General features: G+C 58.5%; 16 protein-coding genes. 15 read left to right on the forward strand and 1 reads right to left on the reverse strand.

The window, feature by feature from the left end:
* The first annotated feature begins 68 nt into the window (after positions 1 to 68).
* Positions 69 to 1,691: a chaperonin GroEL gene (groL, locus tag IG168_RS09930; protein ID WP_193164240.1), complete on the forward strand. Its 1,623-nt coding sequence runs from the start codon at positions 69 to 71 to the stop codon at positions 1,689 to 1,691.
* 73 nt (positions 1,692 to 1,764) lie between these two features.
* Here the strand turns inward: groL and IG168_RS09935 are convergent, their stop codons facing one another.
* Entirely contained in the window at positions 1,765 to 2,313 is a 549-nt protein-coding gene (locus IG168_RS09935; RefSeq protein ID WP_193164241.1) for a GNAT family N-acetyltransferase, read from the reverse strand.
* 133 nt (positions 2,314 to 2,446) lie between these two features.
* Between IG168_RS09935 and IG168_RS09940 the strand changes: the two genes are divergently transcribed.
* The 14 genes from IG168_RS09940 to ppk2 all read left to right on the forward strand — a co-directional run bounded on the left by IG168_RS09940 (position 2,447) and on the right by ppk2 (position 14,922).
* Positions 2,447 to 3,568: a 4Fe-4S dicluster domain-containing protein gene (locus tag IG168_RS09940; RefSeq protein ID WP_193164242.1), complete on the forward strand. Its 1,122-nt coding sequence runs from the start codon at positions 2,447 to 2,449 to the stop codon at positions 3,566 to 3,568.
* Positions 3,565 to 4,047: a cyclic nucleotide-binding domain-containing protein gene (locus IG168_RS09945; RefSeq protein ID WP_193164243.1), complete on the forward strand. Its 483-nt coding sequence runs from the start codon at positions 3,565 to 3,567 to the stop codon at positions 4,045 to 4,047. The genes IG168_RS09940 and IG168_RS09945 overlap by 4 nt, the downstream gene beginning before the upstream one ends.
* Entirely contained in the window at positions 4,044 to 4,853 is an 810-nt protein-coding gene (locus IG168_RS09950) for an FAD/NAD(P)-binding protein (protein WP_193164244.1), read from the forward strand. Before IG168_RS09945 ends, IG168_RS09950 begins: the two co-directional genes overlap by 4 nt.
* Complete coding sequence (locus IG168_RS09955; protein ID WP_193164245.1) at positions 4,829 to 5,650, forward strand: NADH-quinone oxidoreductase subunit B family protein; 822 nt, start codon at positions 4,829 to 4,831, stop codon at positions 5,648 to 5,650. Before IG168_RS09950 ends, IG168_RS09955 begins: the two co-directional genes overlap by 25 nt.
* Positions 5,637 to 6,956 (forward strand): Ni/Fe hydrogenase subunit alpha, encoded by a 1,320-nt coding sequence (locus IG168_RS09960; protein WP_193164246.1) that lies wholly within the window; start codon positions 5,637 to 5,639, stop codon positions 6,954 to 6,956. Before IG168_RS09955 ends, IG168_RS09960 begins: the two co-directional genes overlap by 14 nt.
* Positions 6,953 to 7,438: a hydrogenase maturation protease gene (locus IG168_RS09965; RefSeq protein WP_193164247.1), complete on the forward strand. Its 486-nt coding sequence runs from the start codon at positions 6,953 to 6,955 to the stop codon at positions 7,436 to 7,438. Before IG168_RS09960 ends, IG168_RS09965 begins: the two co-directional genes overlap by 4 nt.
* Positions 7,420 to 7,692: a hydrogenase/urease maturation nickel metallochaperone HypA gene (locus IG168_RS09970; RefSeq protein WP_193164248.1), complete on the forward strand. Its 273-nt coding sequence runs from the start codon at positions 7,420 to 7,422 to the stop codon at positions 7,690 to 7,692. Before IG168_RS09965 ends, IG168_RS09970 begins: the two co-directional genes overlap by 19 nt.
* Positions 7,682 to 10,009 (forward strand): carbamoyltransferase HypF, encoded by a 2,328-nt coding sequence (gene hypF / locus IG168_RS09975; protein ID WP_226876766.1) that lies wholly within the window; start codon positions 7,682 to 7,684, stop codon positions 10,007 to 10,009. Before IG168_RS09970 ends, hypF begins: the two co-directional genes overlap by 11 nt.
* Positions 10,000 to 10,242, forward strand: coding sequence for a HypC/HybG/HupF family hydrogenase formation chaperone (locus tag IG168_RS09980; protein ID WP_193164250.1), 243 nt, complete (start codon positions 10,000 to 10,002; stop codon positions 10,240 to 10,242). The genes hypF and IG168_RS09980 overlap by 10 nt, the downstream gene beginning before the upstream one ends.
* Positions 10,243 to 10,245: 3 nt before the next feature.
* A complete protein-coding gene (gene hypD, locus IG168_RS09985) occupies positions 10,246 to 11,349 on the forward strand; it encodes a hydrogenase formation protein HypD (RefSeq protein WP_193164251.1) in 1,104 nt (367 codons plus the stop codon).
* Positions 11,339 to 12,376 carry a hydrogenase expression/formation protein HypE gene (hypE, locus tag IG168_RS09990; protein ID WP_226876768.1) on the forward strand — a complete coding sequence of 346 codons (1,038 nt, stop codon included), beginning with the start codon at positions 11,339 to 11,341 and terminating at the stop codon, positions 12,374 to 12,376. The genes hypD and hypE overlap by 11 nt, the downstream gene beginning before the upstream one ends.
* 234 nt (positions 12,377 to 12,610) lie before the next feature.
* A complete protein-coding gene (locus IG168_RS09995; RefSeq protein ID WP_193164253.1) occupies positions 12,611 to 13,714 on the forward strand; it encodes an NADH:flavin oxidoreductase/NADH oxidase in 1,104 nt (367 codons plus the stop codon).
* Positions 13,715 to 13,874: 160 nt separating this feature from the next.
* Positions 13,875 to 14,120: a bacteriophage holin gene (locus IG168_RS10000; protein ID WP_193164254.1), complete on the forward strand. Its 246-nt coding sequence runs from the start codon at positions 13,875 to 13,877 to the stop codon at positions 14,118 to 14,120.
* Between the two features lie 52 nt (positions 14,121 to 14,172).
* Positions 14,173 to 14,922, forward strand: coding sequence for a polyphosphate kinase 2 (gene ppk2 / locus IG168_RS10005; protein ID WP_193164255.1), 750 nt, complete (start codon positions 14,173 to 14,175; stop codon positions 14,920 to 14,922).
* Positions 14,923 to 15,083 lie beyond the last annotated feature (161 nt).

Here is a 15,083-nt window from a genome sequence, read left to right on the forward strand (position 1 = left end):
CGCGTAGGCCCTTATCTATTTCTGCGTCGCATTTTCTATTGCGGCCTGGTTAGAGGTTCAGAAAAGCCATGCCCGCCAAAGAACTGAAATTTGGAACCGATGCCCACACCCAGATGATTGCAGGTGCCGCCATTCTTGCGGATGCGGTCAAGGCCACTCTGGGCCCAAAGGGTCGCAACGTCATTATCGAGAAGCATTATGGCCCGCCGGCGGTGACCAAGGATGGCGTCTCCGTGGCCAAAGAAGTGGAGCTCGAGGACAAGTTCCAGAATATGGGCGCGCAAATGCTGAAGGAGGTCGCGGCCAAGACTTCGGAAGTGGCCGGTGACGGTACCACCACCGCCACGGTACTGGCGCAGGCGATTATGCAGGAGGGCTTCAAGGCGGTGGTGTCGGGCATGAACCCGATGGATATCAAGCGCGGCATCGATCAGGCGGTAAACGTGGCTGTTGAGCAGCTGCACCAGATGTCCACACCCTGCGATACCAGCAAGGCGATCGCCCAGGTGGGTACCATCTCCGCCAATGGCGACGAGGATATTGGCAATATCATCGCCAAGGCCATGGAAACCGTTGGCCGCGACGGAGTAATTACGATCGAGGAAGGCTCCGGACTGGTTAACGAACTGGAAATAGTCGAGGGGATGCAGTTCGACCGCGGTTATCTCTCCGCATATTTCGTCACCGACCGCAGCGCCATGCGGGTGGAGCTGGAGAACGCTTACGTTCTCCTCTACGACAGGAAGATCGGCAACATCCACGAGTGCCTGCCGTTGCTTGACCAAATAGCCCAGACCGGCAAACCCCTGCTATTTATTGCCGAGGATATCGAGGGCGATGCCCTGGCAACCCTGGTGGTGAACGCCATGCGCGGCACCATGCATGCTGCCGCGGTTAAGGCCCCGGGTTTTGGTGACCGCCGCAAATCGATGCTCGAGGATATTGCCGTGATGACCGGGGGCAAGGTGATTACCGAAGAACTGGGCCTGACGCTGGACAATGCGACTCTTGAGGATCTCGGCCGGGCGCGCAAGATTATCGTGACCAAGGATGACACGACAATGATTGGCGGCGCCGGGTCTCAGGAAGACATAGACGCGCAGATGGAGAAAATCCGCGGGCAGATAGATCGCAGCACCTCGGACTACGACAAGGAAAAACTGCGCGAACGCCTCGCCAAGCTGTCGGGCGGGGTGGCGCTGATCAAAGTCGGTGCGGCGACAGAGATTGAAATGAAAGAGAAAAAGGATCGGGTCGACGATGCACTCAACGCCACCCGCGCGGCAGTGGAGGAGGGCGTGGTACCCGGCGGCGGTGTTGCGCTGATCCGCGTGCTGCAAGCATTGAAAAAGAGCAAGCTTAAAGGGTCCAACCACGACCAGGATGTCGGTATAGGCCTCGCCACCGGTGCCCTGGAGAGGCCATTGCGGGAAATCGTTAATAATGCCGGTGAGGATGCCTCCGTGATTATCAACGAAATCAAGAAGCGCAAGGGAAACTATGGCTACAACGCGCAGACGGAGAGCTATGGCGACCTGATCGAACTGGGCATTATCGACCCCACCAAGGTGACTCGCTCCGCACTACAGAACGCCGCCTCGATCGCGGGCCTGATGATTACGACCGCAGCGATGATTGCAATCTTACCGGAGACAGAGGAGAAAATGCCGCCGATGGAGGGTGGAATATAGATCAGCATGCCAAGACGCTGTCGTCATTCCGGTCAAGACCGGGATGACGAGCAGTCTGGTTGCCTGCCGCACCTTAAGCTTCGGATAGGTCGAGGGTATAAATTACCTGGGTGTGATCCTCCGGATCCGAGCGACAGTCCCAGCCCATATCCCCCGCCACCTGGCGAAGCTTGGCATTCTCGGCGGAATCGATGGAGTAGAGATGATCGATGCCCCGGGCGCGAGCGGACTCGATCAGGCGATTCAGTAACAGTGTGCCGAGACCTTGCATTTGCCAATCGTCCGCGATGACCACTGCGCATTCGGCCGCGCTTCCCCCGGATTCCACGGCGTAGCGGGATACGCCGATTTCTTTTTCTCCACCTGAATCCTCGATGACGGCGATAAACGCCTCGCGCTGGTCGTGGTCAATATCCGTCAGCCGCTCCAGCAACTGTTGGCTGGGTTTGCCGACGCCACCGAGAAAACGGAAGTGTCTGGATTCCGCTGACAGGTTGGTGATGAATTCCCGTTCCAGTTCAATATCGCCCCGGTCCAGCGGGCGCACTGTGACCACTTGGCCGTTGCGTAACTTTTCTGTCACGGTTCTCGATAGTGCGTCCTGGTGTTCATTGTTGGACATTGTCACCTGCCTCCTCTCAAGCTTTACCGCCGGTTTCTACAATCTGACTCAATAATAGTTCTGTCTGTTTGCTCCCGGGCAGCCAGACAGTTTCATTTACGCGCCGGATATCGCCGGGTGGGACGCCAAAACGATGCAAGAATCGGTACTGCAGGCCGAAGACCTGGATCTGTTGATTCAGGCGATTCGGGGGGAAGGCTACCAGTTGCTGGGGCCGGTACTTCGGGACCACGCTATTGTCTACGATAAGGTGGAGTCAGCGGCCGACCTGCCCAGGGGCTGGACCGACGAACAGGAAAAAGGCACCTACCGGGTTAAGCGCCGCGACGACGACGCCTATTTTGGTTATGCCGCCGGTCCCCATTCATGGAAGAAGTTTTTGCAGCTCCCGCGGCGCCCCGTGTGGCGTGCGCAAAAAGGAAACCACGGGGTGGCGATCACCGAAATCGTGGAAGAGGCGCCGGCCATGGCGTTCCTGGGCGTGCGCAGCTGCGAGTTGCACGCCATCGCCACCCAGGACCGGGTATTTGTCGATGACAAGTACCGCAACGACAGCTATGCGAACCGGCGCGCAAAACTGTTTATGGTGGCGGTCAACTGTACCTCTGCTGCCGCCACTTGCTTCTGCACTTCGATGAACACTGGCCCGGAGATCACTTTACCCAGCGACCTCGCCATGACCGAAGTGATCGATGGCGAAGCGCACTATTTCCTGATCAAGAGTGGTTCGAGTCGAGGTGAGCGGGTGTTGCAACAGCTACCGGTCAAGCCGGCGATTAAGGACCAGGTACAACGGGCGCGAAACGCTGTGGAGCGGACAGCGCAACAGATGGCTCGCGGGCCGCGCAGCTTTGACAGCTCAGACCTGAAGGCGCTGTTGTACCGCAATTACGAGAGCCCATCCTGGGACCAGGTCGCCGACCGCTGTCTGTCGTGTGCCAATTGCACCATGGCTTGCCCGACTTGCTTCTGCTCTACGGTGGAGGACACCACCGACCTGAGCGGTGATCATGCCGAGCGCTGGGAGCGCTGGGATTCCTGCTTTACCGGAGATTTCACCTATATCAGCGGAGGTTCGGTGCGCGCGGACACTCGATCCCGCTACCGCCAGTGGATGACCCACAAGCTGGCGACCTGGCACGATCAGTTCGGCCGATCCGGTTGTGTCGGCTGCGGTCGCTGTATTGCCTGGTGTCCTGTGGGAATAGACCTCACTGAAGAGGTCGCGCGCATACGGGAGCTGGATAAATCATGAAAGGCATGGCGCAACTGCTACGCGAGCATCCCTTCTTCAGTGGGCTGGACGAAGATTACCTCGAACTGCTCGCCGGTTGCGGAGAAAACCGAATCTACAATACCGGTGACTATATCGCGCGCGAAAATGACCCTGCGGATCATTTTTTCGTCATCCGCGATGGACAGGTGGCAGTGGAGTCCTATCTGCCCAACTACGGCGCGCTCTGCCTGCAGACCCTGCACAAAGGCGATATTTTCGGCTGGTCGTGGCTTTTTCCTCCCTATCTGTGGACGTTCGACGCGCGCGCTATGAATGAAGTTCATGTCATATGCCTGAATGGCAAATGCCTGAGAGAAAAATGCAAGACGGATCCGAAGATGGGCTACGAATTGATGCAACGATTTGCGCGCATCATCACCGACCGGTTACACGCTACGCGCATGCAGCTGATGGATGTCTATAGCCCGCAGCCGCCGCCACTGGAAAGAAGCCGATGATTCCAGCGCTCTTACGTATCGACCGGCGCAGTGAGGAGTATGCCGGCACCTTCACTTTACATCTCAGTGCAGATGACGGTGGCGCTCTACCTGAGTTCATGCCCGGCCAATTCAACATGCTCTACGCGTTCGGCACCGGGGAAGTCGCGATTTCCATGAGCGGATCGCCGACTGGTGACAAGGGCTACGTGCACACGGTTCGGGTTCATGGCCTGGCGACGCAGGCCCTGGGACGATTGCGAGAAGGCGAGCAGATTGGCGTACGCGGCCCCTTCGGCCAGGGCTGGCCGCTGGATCAGGTAGAGGACCGCGACCTGTTGATTATTGCCGGCGGACTGGGGCTGGCGCCACTGCGTCCGTTGATCTACAGCCTGCTAAACGGCAACTGGAAAGCGCGGCGCGTGCGAATCTTTTATGGTGCGCGGCGGCCGGAAGAAAGACTCTATCGGGAGGAGTTGCCGCGCTGGTCGGAGGTATTCGAGTTACGCCAGTCGGTCGACCATGCCGATACAGCCTGGCCTGGCCATATCGGCGTGATCACCGGTCCGCTGCAAATGGCGGAGGTCGATATCCAGAGTGCGATGGCCTTCATCTGTGGGCCGGAAATCATGATGCGTTTCTGTATCCAGGCATTGCGCAGCAAGGGGGTGGCGGAGTCGAATATTTATCTGTCGATGGAGCGCAACATGAAGTGCGCGATCGGACACTGCGGGCACTGCCAGTGGGGGCCGAATTTTATCTGTAAAGACGGGCCGGTGTTTTGCTATAGGGATATCCAGTCATGGTTCCAGATCCGCGCCCTGTAGGCAATACAGCGCGAAAACCGAAGCTGGCGGTGTGGAAATTCGCCTCCTGCGATGGTTGCCAGTTGAGCCTGCTGGATTGCGAGGACGAACTGCTACAGCTGGCAGAAGAAATCGATATTGCCTACTTCATGGAGGCGTCCAGCCGGCAGGTGGAAGGGCCCTACGATCTGTCGCTGGTGGAAGGGTCAATTACGACCGAAGACGACGCGCAGCGCATTCGCGAAGTGCGCGCGCAGTCCCATGCCCTGGTGACAATCGGTGCTTGTGCCACCGCTGGCGGCATCCAGGCGCTGCGCAATTTTGCTGACGTGGAAGCATTCACCGCGATCGTCTATGCCCACCCTGAATATATTTCCACCCTGAAAACCTCGACACCGATCAGCGCCCATGTGCCTGTGGACTTTGAGCTGAACGGTTGCCCGATCAACAAGCGTCAGTTATTGGAGGTGATCAGCGCGTTTCTGCACCGGCGCCCACCGCAGGTGCCGGCGCACTCCGTATGTATCGAGTGCAAACTCCGCGGCAATGTGTGCGTCTGGGTGGCTCATGGAACCCCCTGCATGGGTCCGGTTACCCACGCCGGCTGCGGTGCGGTTTGTCCGGCATACAACCGCGGTTGCTACGCGTGCTACGGACCCAAGGAGAACCCGAATACGGAATCTCTCTGTCATTGGTGGAAACAGGAGTTGGGCGCGAGCAACGCCAAGGTGATCGAGAACCTGCGCAATTTTAATTCGGCCGCTCCGGAGTTTGATGCCGCGAGCCGACGTCAGGAAGAGCAGGATGACCAAGAGTAAAACCATCAAGGTCGATTACCTGGCGCGCGTCGAGGGCGAGGGCGCACTCTATATCCGTTACGACGATGGTGGTGTGCATGATGTCAAACTGAAGATATTTGAGCCGCCGCGCTTTTTCGAAGGATTTATGCGCGGGCGAGATTACCTCGAAGCGCCGGATATCACCGCGCGTATCTGTGGCATTTGTCCGGTCGCCTACCAGATGAGTTCGCTGCACGCTATGGAGGATGCCCTGGGGTTGACGCCAACCCCTGAGCTGCATGCACTGCGCCGGTTGATTTACTGCGGCGAGTGGATCGAGAGCCACACGCTGCATATCTACATGCTGCACGCACCGGATTTCCTCGGCTACCCGAGTGCGGTGGCGATGGCCAAGGATCACCCGCAGATCGTGCAGGATGGCCTGCAGATCAAGAAGGCCGGCAACGCGATCGTCAATTTATTGGGCGGCCGGGAAGTTCACCCGATCAATGTCCGTGTGGGCGGATTCTATCGCGTTCCCACCGCGACCGAACTTGAGCCCCTGCGCGAGCAGTTGTTAAAAGCCCGCGATATGGCGGCAGCCACGGTACGTTGGGCAGCGTCGCTGCCATTTCCGGATTTCGAGCGCTCAGTAGAAAATCAATATGAATTCGTAGCACTTTCCAACGAGCGCGAATATCCCATGAGCTGCGGCCGCATAGCCTCAACCCGCGGCCTCGATATCCCGGTGCAGGAATACGATACCCACTTTCGCGAAGAACACGTGGAGTACAGTAATGCGCTGCACAGTGTATTAATCGAGAGGGGTGCCTACTTTGTCGGCCCAATGGCGCGTTACAACCTCAATTACGATCGTCTCTCGCCGCTGGTCAGGCAAACCGCGGAAGATATCGGTTTTCCCCCGTTCTGTGTCAATCCGTTCAAGAGTATCGTGGTGCGCAGCCTGGAGGTGCTCTACGCGTTTGACGAGGCACTGCGCATCATCGACAACTACCGGCAGCCGGATACTCCCTATCTGGTGACCGAACCGCGGCCGTCTACCGGTTGCGCCGCCACCGAGGCGCCGCGGGGCATTCTCTACCATCGCTACAGCATGGACGAGGAGGGCAAGATTACCGATGCAAAGATAGTCGCGCCCACGTCCCAGAATCAGAAAACCATTGAAGACGACCTGCGGCTGATGCTGCCGAAGTTCCTTCACTTGCCGGAAGACAAACTGCAGGCCCAGTGCGAGCAGGCCATTCGCAACTACGATCCGTGCATCTCCTGTTCGACCCATTTCCTGCAACTCCATATGGAGCGCCGCGCGAGGGAAGGACAGTGACGGACTGGGCCATCATTAGCCTGGGCAATCGTTATCGTGGCGACGACGGCGTAGGGCCCTTTGTGCTGCAGCGGTTACGCGACCGTTTCGGGAACAGCGTTGATTGCATAGAAAATAGCGGTGATATGACCCGCCTGCTGGAAGACTGGCGAGATCGCCATGTTTGCCTGGTGGATGCCGTTTCGGCCGAAGAGCGTGAGGCTGGCGACATCGTCTTGCTGGACGGTCTTGCCGAGCCCATGCCGCCCAGTTTATGCGGTACATCTAGCCATGGATTCTCTCTGGCGGAAGCGCTGGAACTCGGTCGCCTTTTTGATTCACTGCCGCGACGATTGGCCATCTATGCAATTTGTGGCGAAAACTTTGCCAATAGCGCGGCGCTGTCACCAGCGGTAGAGGCCGCTGCGGTAAACGTGGAAAAAGAGATACTGCATCTATTAACGGAACAGACAGGAGGTCCGCGATGCACGAACAGTCCCTGATCAGAAATCTGGTCAGAAAAATTCAACAGCTCGCCGAGCACCAGGGCGGGACTCTGGTGGCGGCCAGACTCCGCCTTGGTGCGCTCGCCCATATATCCGCAGAGCACTTGCGCGAACACTTCGAACAGGAGACTGGTGGTACCCCACTGGAAGGGCTGCGGCTACAAATCGAAGAGATGCAGGATATCCACGATGTGGAGGCCCAGGAAATCATCCTGGACAGCCTCGAGTTCCAGGATGCCGATGAGTTCTGATACCAGCGAGCGCCGCCATCTCGAAATTACCGGACTGGTGCAGGGGGTCGGTTTCCGCCCCTTTGTCTATGGTCTGGCCGGCGATTGCGGTCTGCACGGCTGGGTCGCCAATGATGCCCGCGGTGTTTGCGTGGAAGTCCAGGGTGAAATTCCGCAGATCCGTGAATTCGTGAGAAGGCTGCACGCGGAGAAGCCACCTCTTGCCCGGATACACAGCCTGACCAGCGCCCCGTTGCCGCTGCAAGCGGAGTATGGATTCACCGTTCGCGAGAGCGAAAGCGGAGCGGCGCCGTCCGCGATTATATTGCCCGACCTGGCGCCCTGTGCGGACTGTCTGGTGGAGCTGTTTGATCCCAGTGACCCGCGCTTTGGCTATCCCTTTATCAACTGCACCCGCTGTGGTCCCCGTTTCAGTATCGTGGAACAGCAACCCTACGACCGCATCAATACATCGATGCGAAGCTTTCCGATGTGCGAACGGTGCCAGCGGGAATACAGAGATCCGCGAGATCGCCGTTTTCACGCAGAGGCCAACGCCTGCCCCGAATGCGGGCCGCAGTTGCAGCTGGTGAATCTGCAAGGGGAAGCACTCGAGCTGGGTCAGGCTGCGACACAAAGCGTGGTTGCAGCCATCGAGGCTGGGAAGATTGTCGCATTGAAGGGCGTCGGCGGCTTCCAGCTATTGGTCGACGCGTCCAATGACGAAGCGGTCGCAAGACTGCGGCAAAGGAAGCAGCGACCGCACAAGCCTTTTGCGTTGCTGTATCCCGATATGGATACCGTACGCCGGGACTGTGTCCTTACGCCACAGGAAGAGCGGTCGCTGTGCTCGCAGGAACGTCCGATCCTGTTACTTGGAGCGAAGCCGGATGCCACCGCGCAGATTTCGCGATGGGTAGCGCCACAAAATCCCAACCTCGGTTTGATGTTGCCGGCTTCGCCGCTGCACTACCTGCTGATGGAGTCGCTGCAGCGCCCGGTAGTGGCAACCAGTGGCAACCTCGCCGGTGAACCCATCTGTACCGACAACGACGAGGCCCTGCGGCGGCTCGCCGATATCGCCGACCTGTTTCTGTTGCACGATCGCCAGATTTTGCGCCCGCTGGACGACTCGGTCCTCCGCGTGATGGACGGCAAACCGGTGATGCTGCGCCGCGCGCGGGGCTATGCACCGCTGCCCCTGGAGCTGTCAGAGAGTACGGCTGCAGAGGGTGATTTGCTCGCACTGGGCGCAGACCTGAAGAACTGCATCGCGATCGCGCGCCAAAGCACCGCCTATCCCAGTCAGCATATTGGCGATCTGCAGGACCGGATGGCACTGGCGACTTTTGAACAGGCCATCGACGATCTCGCAACTTTCTACCGACTGGAGCCCCGCGCGGTACTTTGCGATCTCCACCCGGGCTACGTTTCCAACCGCTGGGCAAAGTCCAAACCGCTCAAGCGCATCGCCGTCCAACATCACCTGGCCCACTTCTTCTCCTGTATGGCGGAACACGGCCACCGGGGTGCAGCACTGGGTATCTGCTGGGACGGCACCGGCTACGGTGAGGACGGCAGTATCCGCGGCGGTGAATGCCTGCACTGGAGCGGCGACAGCCCCGTGGAGCATTTTGCCAGCCTGCGATCCTTTGCGCTGCCTGGCGGCGAGCGGGCGGTGCATGAGCCGCGCCGTTCGCTGGCGGGGCTATTGGGCGAGTGGCTCGGCACGGAAGCCTTTGTGGGCGAGCCGCTGCGTGACTATTTCAATCGCAGCGAAAGGAAGAATCTCGCCAGAATGCTCGAGCGCCAACTCAATTGTCCGCGCTGTAGCAGCGTGGGGCGTCTCTTCGATGCGGTGGCCGCTCTACTGGGGCTGGCTACGGAAATCAGTTTCGAAGGGCAGGCGGCGATGGCAGTGGAGTATGCCGCAGCGGATTCCGACACAGGCGCCAGCTATCCCTTCGAACTGTACCGGGACAGTGATCGCTGGACGCTCGATTGGGCTCCCACGATCGCAAGTCTGATAGAGGAGGGCAGTGTTGGGGTCTCGATTTCAGACCGGGCGGCTGCATTTCATAACACCCTGGCGCAGATGATCCTGGCCCTGGCGCAGAAAGCCGGTGTACCAGAGATCTTTCTCTCTGGCGGTGTTTTCCAGAATAAACGGCTGCTGGAAACCGCGACGGCACTGCTGCAACAAAACGGGTTTCGGGTCCACAGCCACAGCAGAGTTCCACCCAACGACGGTGGCATTGCCCTTGGCCAGCTCTATTACGTGCGTTGTATGGCCGATTTCGGAATTCCGCTCGGGGAGGTGAGTGTGTCATGTGTTTAGGTATTCCGGGCCGGATCGAGGAAATTCTCAATAACGAGCCGCTGGAGCGCAGCGCGCGGGTCAGCTTTGGTGGCATCAGCAAGCCCATTAATCTGGCCTATGTGCCCGAAGCCCGGGTGGGCGACTATGTGATCGTGCATGTCGGGTTTGCGATCAGCAGGGTGCGCGAGGAGGAAGCGCGCAGGATATTCCGCTACCTGGAGGAAATCGGAGAGCTGGACGATTTGAGTTAGCCTATGAAATACCTGAGTGAATACCGGCAGCGGTCGAGTATCGAAAAGATCGCCGCAGAAATTGCCCGCATTACCACCAGACCCTGGACCATTATGGAAATCTGCGGTGGGCAGACCCATGCGATCGTCAAGTACGGTCTGCAGCAGTTCCTGCCGCAACAGGTGGAGTTGGTGCATGGCCCCGGCTGCCCGGTGTGCGTGACTTCGCTGGAGATCATCGACAAGGCGATCGCCATTGCCGCGCGTCCGGAAGTCATTTTCTGCTCTTTCGGCGATATGCTGCGAGTGCCGGGCAGCGAACGGGACCTGCTCGCAGTGAAGGCAGCGGGGGGAGATGTGCGCACTGTCTATTCGCCGCTGAATGCGGTGGAACTCGCCGAGCAGAACCCTGAGAGGGAAGTCGTCTTCTTCGCGATCGGCTTCGAGACTACTGCACCAGCCAACGCAATGGCTGCCTTTCTCGCCAGGAAGAAGGGGCTGCGCAATTTTTCCCTCCTCGTATCCCACTTCATGGTCCCGCCGGCCATAGAATCCATTTGCTCTGCGGCCAATTCGCGCGTGCAGGGCTTCCTCGCCGCCGGACATGTGTGCGCAATCACGGGCTATGAACAGTACCCGCGCCTCGCGCTGAAATACCAGGTACCGATTGTCGTTACCGGCTTTGAGCCACTGGATATTCTGGAGGGCGTAATGTTGTGTCTGCGTCAGCTGGAGGAGGGCCGCTGCATTGTAGAAAACCCCTATGCCCGCGTGGTGGAGCGACGCGGCAACATTCCCGCGCAGGAAATGCTTGAACAGGTATTCGATATCGCCGCGCAGAACTGGCGCGGGGTCGGCACTATAGGGGATAGTGGCTTGCGCCTGCGGCCCGAATTCTCCGCTTTCGATGCAGAGAAAAAGTTCAGCCTTGACCTCAAGCCAGCAATCGACAGCAGTGGCTGCATCAGCGGCGAGATCATGCAGGGACTGAAGAAACCCTGCGACTGTCCGCACTTCGGCCGCCGCTGCCGTCCGACGCAGCCTCTCGGCGCGCCCATGGTCTCGTCCGAAGGGGCCTGTGCGGCCTATTACCGATACAGCAGACAGGTCAATGCCGATGAATATTGAATGCCCACTACCGACTGATACCGATGAGCTCGTGCGTTTGGGTCATGGTAGCGGAGGCGAGCTGACCCAGCAGCTGCTGCGCGATTACATCTATCCACATTTCGACAATCCCTGGATCACCCAGGCACACGATAGCGCTACGCTTCCGCTGGGCAAAGAGCGATTGGTTTTCACCACCGATTCTTTTGTCATTACGCCGCTGTTTTTTCCCGGTGGTGATATTGGCAAGCTCGCGGTCTACGGCACGCTGAACGACCTGGCCATGAGCGGCGCGGGCCCCCTGTATCTCAGTTGCAGTCTGATACTGGAAGAGGGGCTGCCTATGGAAACCCTGGCCAGCGTGATGGCATCGATGGGGCAAGCGGCCGCTGAGTGCGGCGTACAACTGGTAACCGGCGATACCAAGGTTGTGGAAAGGGGCAAGGGTGATGGCCTCTATATCAATACATCCGGCATCGGAGTGATGTGCCACAACGTGGCGATTGAACCGGGGGAAATCCAGCCAGGCGACCTGATACTGCTGTCCGGCGATATCGGCCGCCATGGCATGGCGGTCATGGCCAAGCGGGAAGGGCTGGAGTTCGACAGCGCGCTGTTGAGTGACTGCGCACCGTTGCACGGCGCGGTAAAGGAACTGCTGGATGCGGGGATCGATATACACTGCCTGCGTGACCTGACGCGCGGCGGCCTGGCTACCGCACTGGTAGAGCTGGCCGAAAGCGCTGGCAAATCCTTATTTGTCGAGGAATCGGAAATTCCCGTTTGCGAACCCGTGCAGGGTGCCTGTGAGATGCTGGGTCTGGATCCATTGTATGTCGCCAACGAGGGACGCTTTATCGCCTTTATACCTGCACAACAGGCTGAGCAGGCCATGGCAGTGCTGCAGGGTAATCCTGTCGCAAAGAATAGCCGGGTCATAGGCGCTGTCACCGGGGAAAGGCGACCACAGGTGATATTGCAGAACACGCTCGGTAGCGAGCGGCTGTTGGATCGGTTGCCTGGTGAGCAGTTACCGCGAATTTGTTAAGCGGGCAGAAACAATCGCGAGAAAGTGTTGGCCACTCATTGATCACGAGTAAACTTCGCTAAAAGCTTACGCAGGCGATCGATGGCTTTTGTCTGGCCCGGCATCGCCCACGTAGCGAAAATGCTATTGTCTGGCGTCACCCGTTTTAAAAGCAAAACTGTTGCGCGGCGGCCCATAACGGCCCTTGAAGCGAGAATGCAAACCGGCAACATCATTCCGAGGCAAAGAGTTTCTATGAGTTCTCCCAAGCTATTCGAACCATTGAGTGTCGGCTCCTTAAAGCTCGCCAACCGTATCGTGATCGCACCGATGTGTCAGTATTCCGCGGTTGACGGGTGCATGACCGACTGGCATCTGATGCACCTCGGGCACCTGGCAGTTTCCGGCGCGGGGCTGCTGACAATCGAAGCGACAGCGGTAACGCCGGAAGGGCGCATCAGTTACGCCGATGTCGGCCTGTGGGACGACCAGACCGAGGCGGCGATGGCCCGCACGCTAAAGGCGATCCGCCAGTGGTCGGATATGCCGATCGCGATCCAGCTGGCCCATGCCGGGCGCAAGGCGTCGACGGATTTGCCCTGGCTCGGCGGCCGGCAGATATTGCCTGATCAACCCAATGGCTGGCAGACCATGGCACCATCAGCGCAGCCATTCCAGTCCGGTGAACATGCGCCCGTCGCCATGGATCGCGAGGCGATGGCTGCGGTGCGCGACGCCTTCGCGGCAGCGGCACGGCGTACCGCGCGGCTCGGCATCGACGCTATCCAGATCCACGCGGCCCACGGCTATCTACTGCACCAATTCCTGTCGCCGCTCTCTAACCGGCGCGATGATGACTACGGCGGATCCCTGGAAAACCGGATGCGTTTTCCGCTGGAAATATTCGATGCGGTGCGGGAGGCGTTTCCGGCCGATCAGGCCGTATCTGTGCGGGTTTCCGGCACCGACTGGGTTCCCGATGGCTGGGACCTGGAGCAAACCGTTGCCTTTGCGCAGGCGCTTGAAGACCGCGGCTGTGGCGCGATCCACGTATCGAGCGGCGGGCTCGATCCCGCGCAGCAGATTCCAGTGGGGCCGAGTTACCAGGTGCCGCTGGCGCGGGCGGTCAAGCAGGCTGTATCGATTCCGGTCATCGCCGTCGGACTGATTACCGATTACGACCAGGCGGAGGCGATTGTCGGTACAGGAGATGCAGACCTGATTGCACTGGCTAGAGGCATGCTCTACAACCCGCGCTGGCCCTGGCATGCGGCGGCGCACCTGGGGGCTTCGGTATCGGCCCCAAACCAGTATCTGCGCTCGCAGCCGCGTGGATTCCCTGACCTTTTCGATGAATGAGTAGTCGGAGGCATTAAGAGCACTCTCACAGAAGTTTCGAACCAATGAGTCGGCTAAGCTGCGCGTTCGTGAGGATTCGCTCTTCGAGTACTGACTCGTTGGCTATCATTTACTGGACGAATCCACGGCTATTCAAGGTTTAACTATCCGGAGAATCACCATGAACAAATGCGCCCCCAATGCCCTGGGCGTCGCCGTTGGCGTGCTTTGGGCAGCCTATGTCTTTTTCTGCGGTATTACGGCCATGTTTGGCTGGGGAGTCGCGCTGGTTGAAGTTCTCTCCTCTCTCTATATCGGTTACGCGCCCACCCTGATAGGCGCTGTCATCGGCGCCGTGTGGGGATTTGTCGATGGTTACATTGCGGGTGTCGTGATCGCCTGGATATATAACCGGGTGGTGAAATAGGCATTGTAACTACTGCATTGTCGGCACAGGGCGAGTAAACAGGGGGCGGAAAATGGGTTACAAGAAAACGCTGCGGGAGCTGCAGATCAAACTGGTGACCCTGCAACGCCACCTGATCGAGCACGACCTGCAGATACTTATTCTGTTTGAGGGGCGTGATGGTGCGGGCAAGGATGGTACGATCAAACGTATCATCGAACATCTGAGCCCAAGGGAGACCCGGGTAGTGGCACTGGGTAGACCATCAGACCGGGACTGCGCCAGCTGGTATTTCCAGCGCTACGTACCGCATTTACCGTCGCGGCAGGAAATGGTGCTATTCAACCGCAGCTGGTATAACCGGGCGGGTGTCGAGCGGGTGATGCAATTCTGTAGTACGCAAGAGTACCGCGATTTTATGGATTCCGTGGTGCCTTTTGAATCGATGCTGGTGCGCTCCGGTATTCAGATCATTAAGTACTACCTGGATATCGACAAAGAAGAACAGAAAAAACGCATGAAGGATCGCAAGGTCGATCCGTTGAAGCAATGGAAAATCAGTCCGGTGGACGAGGTGGCCGTCAAGCACTGGAAGGAGTACAGCCTGGCCCGCAACGAAATGTTTGCCAGGAGTAACAGCGAGCTGGTGCCCTGGTATGTGGTTGATGCCAACAATAAGAAAACTGCGCGATTGAATGTGATTCGTCACATCCTCAATAATGTTCAGTGCCCCGAATCTGATCAACATGTCGAGGCAGCGGATCCGGACATTGTGTTTCCCTATGATGGGAAACACCTGCTCAGTGGAAAAATTGCGCCTTGAAAATCCAATCCTCCGGGTAGTGGGGGAGCGGAAAATATACGGAATTTTACGCGCGCGATGTGAATGAAAAGATGCGCCTGATTACGGAATTTTGGAGGAGCTGGTCGGACATCGCTACAGCCCCTCCCAATGCGCTAACTGTTTCAGCTACCGGTCGTTCA

Source organism: Microbulbifer hainanensis, assembly GCF_014904735.1.
GTDB classification, from domain to species: domain Bacteria; phylum Pseudomonadota; class Gammaproteobacteria; order Pseudomonadales; family Cellvibrionaceae; genus Microbulbifer; species Microbulbifer hainanensis.

Excerpts from the sequence above, each read along its gene's own strand:
- hypE (WP_226876768.1), top strand. The coding sequence starts at position 11,339 with ATGAATATTGAATGCCCACTACCGACTGATACCGATGAGCTCGTGCGT.
- IG168_RS09955 (WP_193164245.1), top strand. The coding sequence starts at position 4,829 with ATGGTTCCAGATCCGCGCCCTGTAGGCAATACAGCGCGAAAACCGAAG.
- IG168_RS09980 (WP_193164250.1), top strand. The coding sequence starts at position 10,000 with ATGTGTTTAGGTATTCCGGGCCGGATCGAGGAAATTCTCAATAACGAG.
- IG168_RS09950 (WP_193164244.1), top strand. The coding sequence starts at position 4,044 with ATGATTCCAGCGCTCTTACGTATCGACCGGCGCAGTGAGGAGTATGCC.
- IG168_RS09940 (WP_193164242.1), top strand. The coding sequence starts at position 2,447 with ATGCAAGAATCGGTACTGCAGGCCGAAGACCTGGATCTGTTGATTCAG.
- IG168_RS09960 (WP_193164246.1), top strand. The coding sequence starts at position 5,637 with ATGACCAAGAGTAAAACCATCAAGGTCGATTACCTGGCGCGCGTCGAG.
- hypD (WP_193164251.1), top strand. The coding sequence starts at position 10,246 with ATGAAATACCTGAGTGAATACCGGCAGCGGTCGAGTATCGAAAAGATC.
- IG168_RS09995 (WP_193164253.1), top strand. The coding sequence starts at position 12,611 with ATGAGTTCTCCCAAGCTATTCGAACCATTGAGTGTCGGCTCCTTAAAG.
- IG168_RS09945 (WP_193164243.1), top strand. The coding sequence starts at position 3,565 with ATGAAAGGCATGGCGCAACTGCTACGCGAGCATCCCTTCTTCAGTGGG.
- groL (WP_193164240.1), top strand. The coding sequence starts at position 69 with ATGCCCGCCAAAGAACTGAAATTTGGAACCGATGCCCACACCCAGATG.
- ppk2 (WP_193164255.1), top strand. The coding sequence starts at position 14,173 with ATGGGTTACAAGAAAACGCTGCGGGAGCTGCAGATCAAACTGGTGACC.
- IG168_RS09970 (WP_193164248.1), top strand. The coding sequence starts at position 7,420 with ATGCACGAACAGTCCCTGATCAGAAATCTGGTCAGAAAAATTCAACAG.
- IG168_RS10000 (WP_193164254.1), top strand. The coding sequence starts at position 13,875 with ATGAACAAATGCGCCCCCAATGCCCTGGGCGTCGCCGTTGGCGTGCTT.
- IG168_RS09935 (WP_193164241.1), bottom strand. The coding sequence starts at position 2,313 with ATGTCCAACAATGAACACCAGGACGCACTATCGAGAACCGTGACAGAA.
- hypF (WP_226876766.1), top strand. The coding sequence starts at position 7,682 with ATGAGTTCTGATACCAGCGAGCGCCGCCATCTCGAAATTACCGGACTG.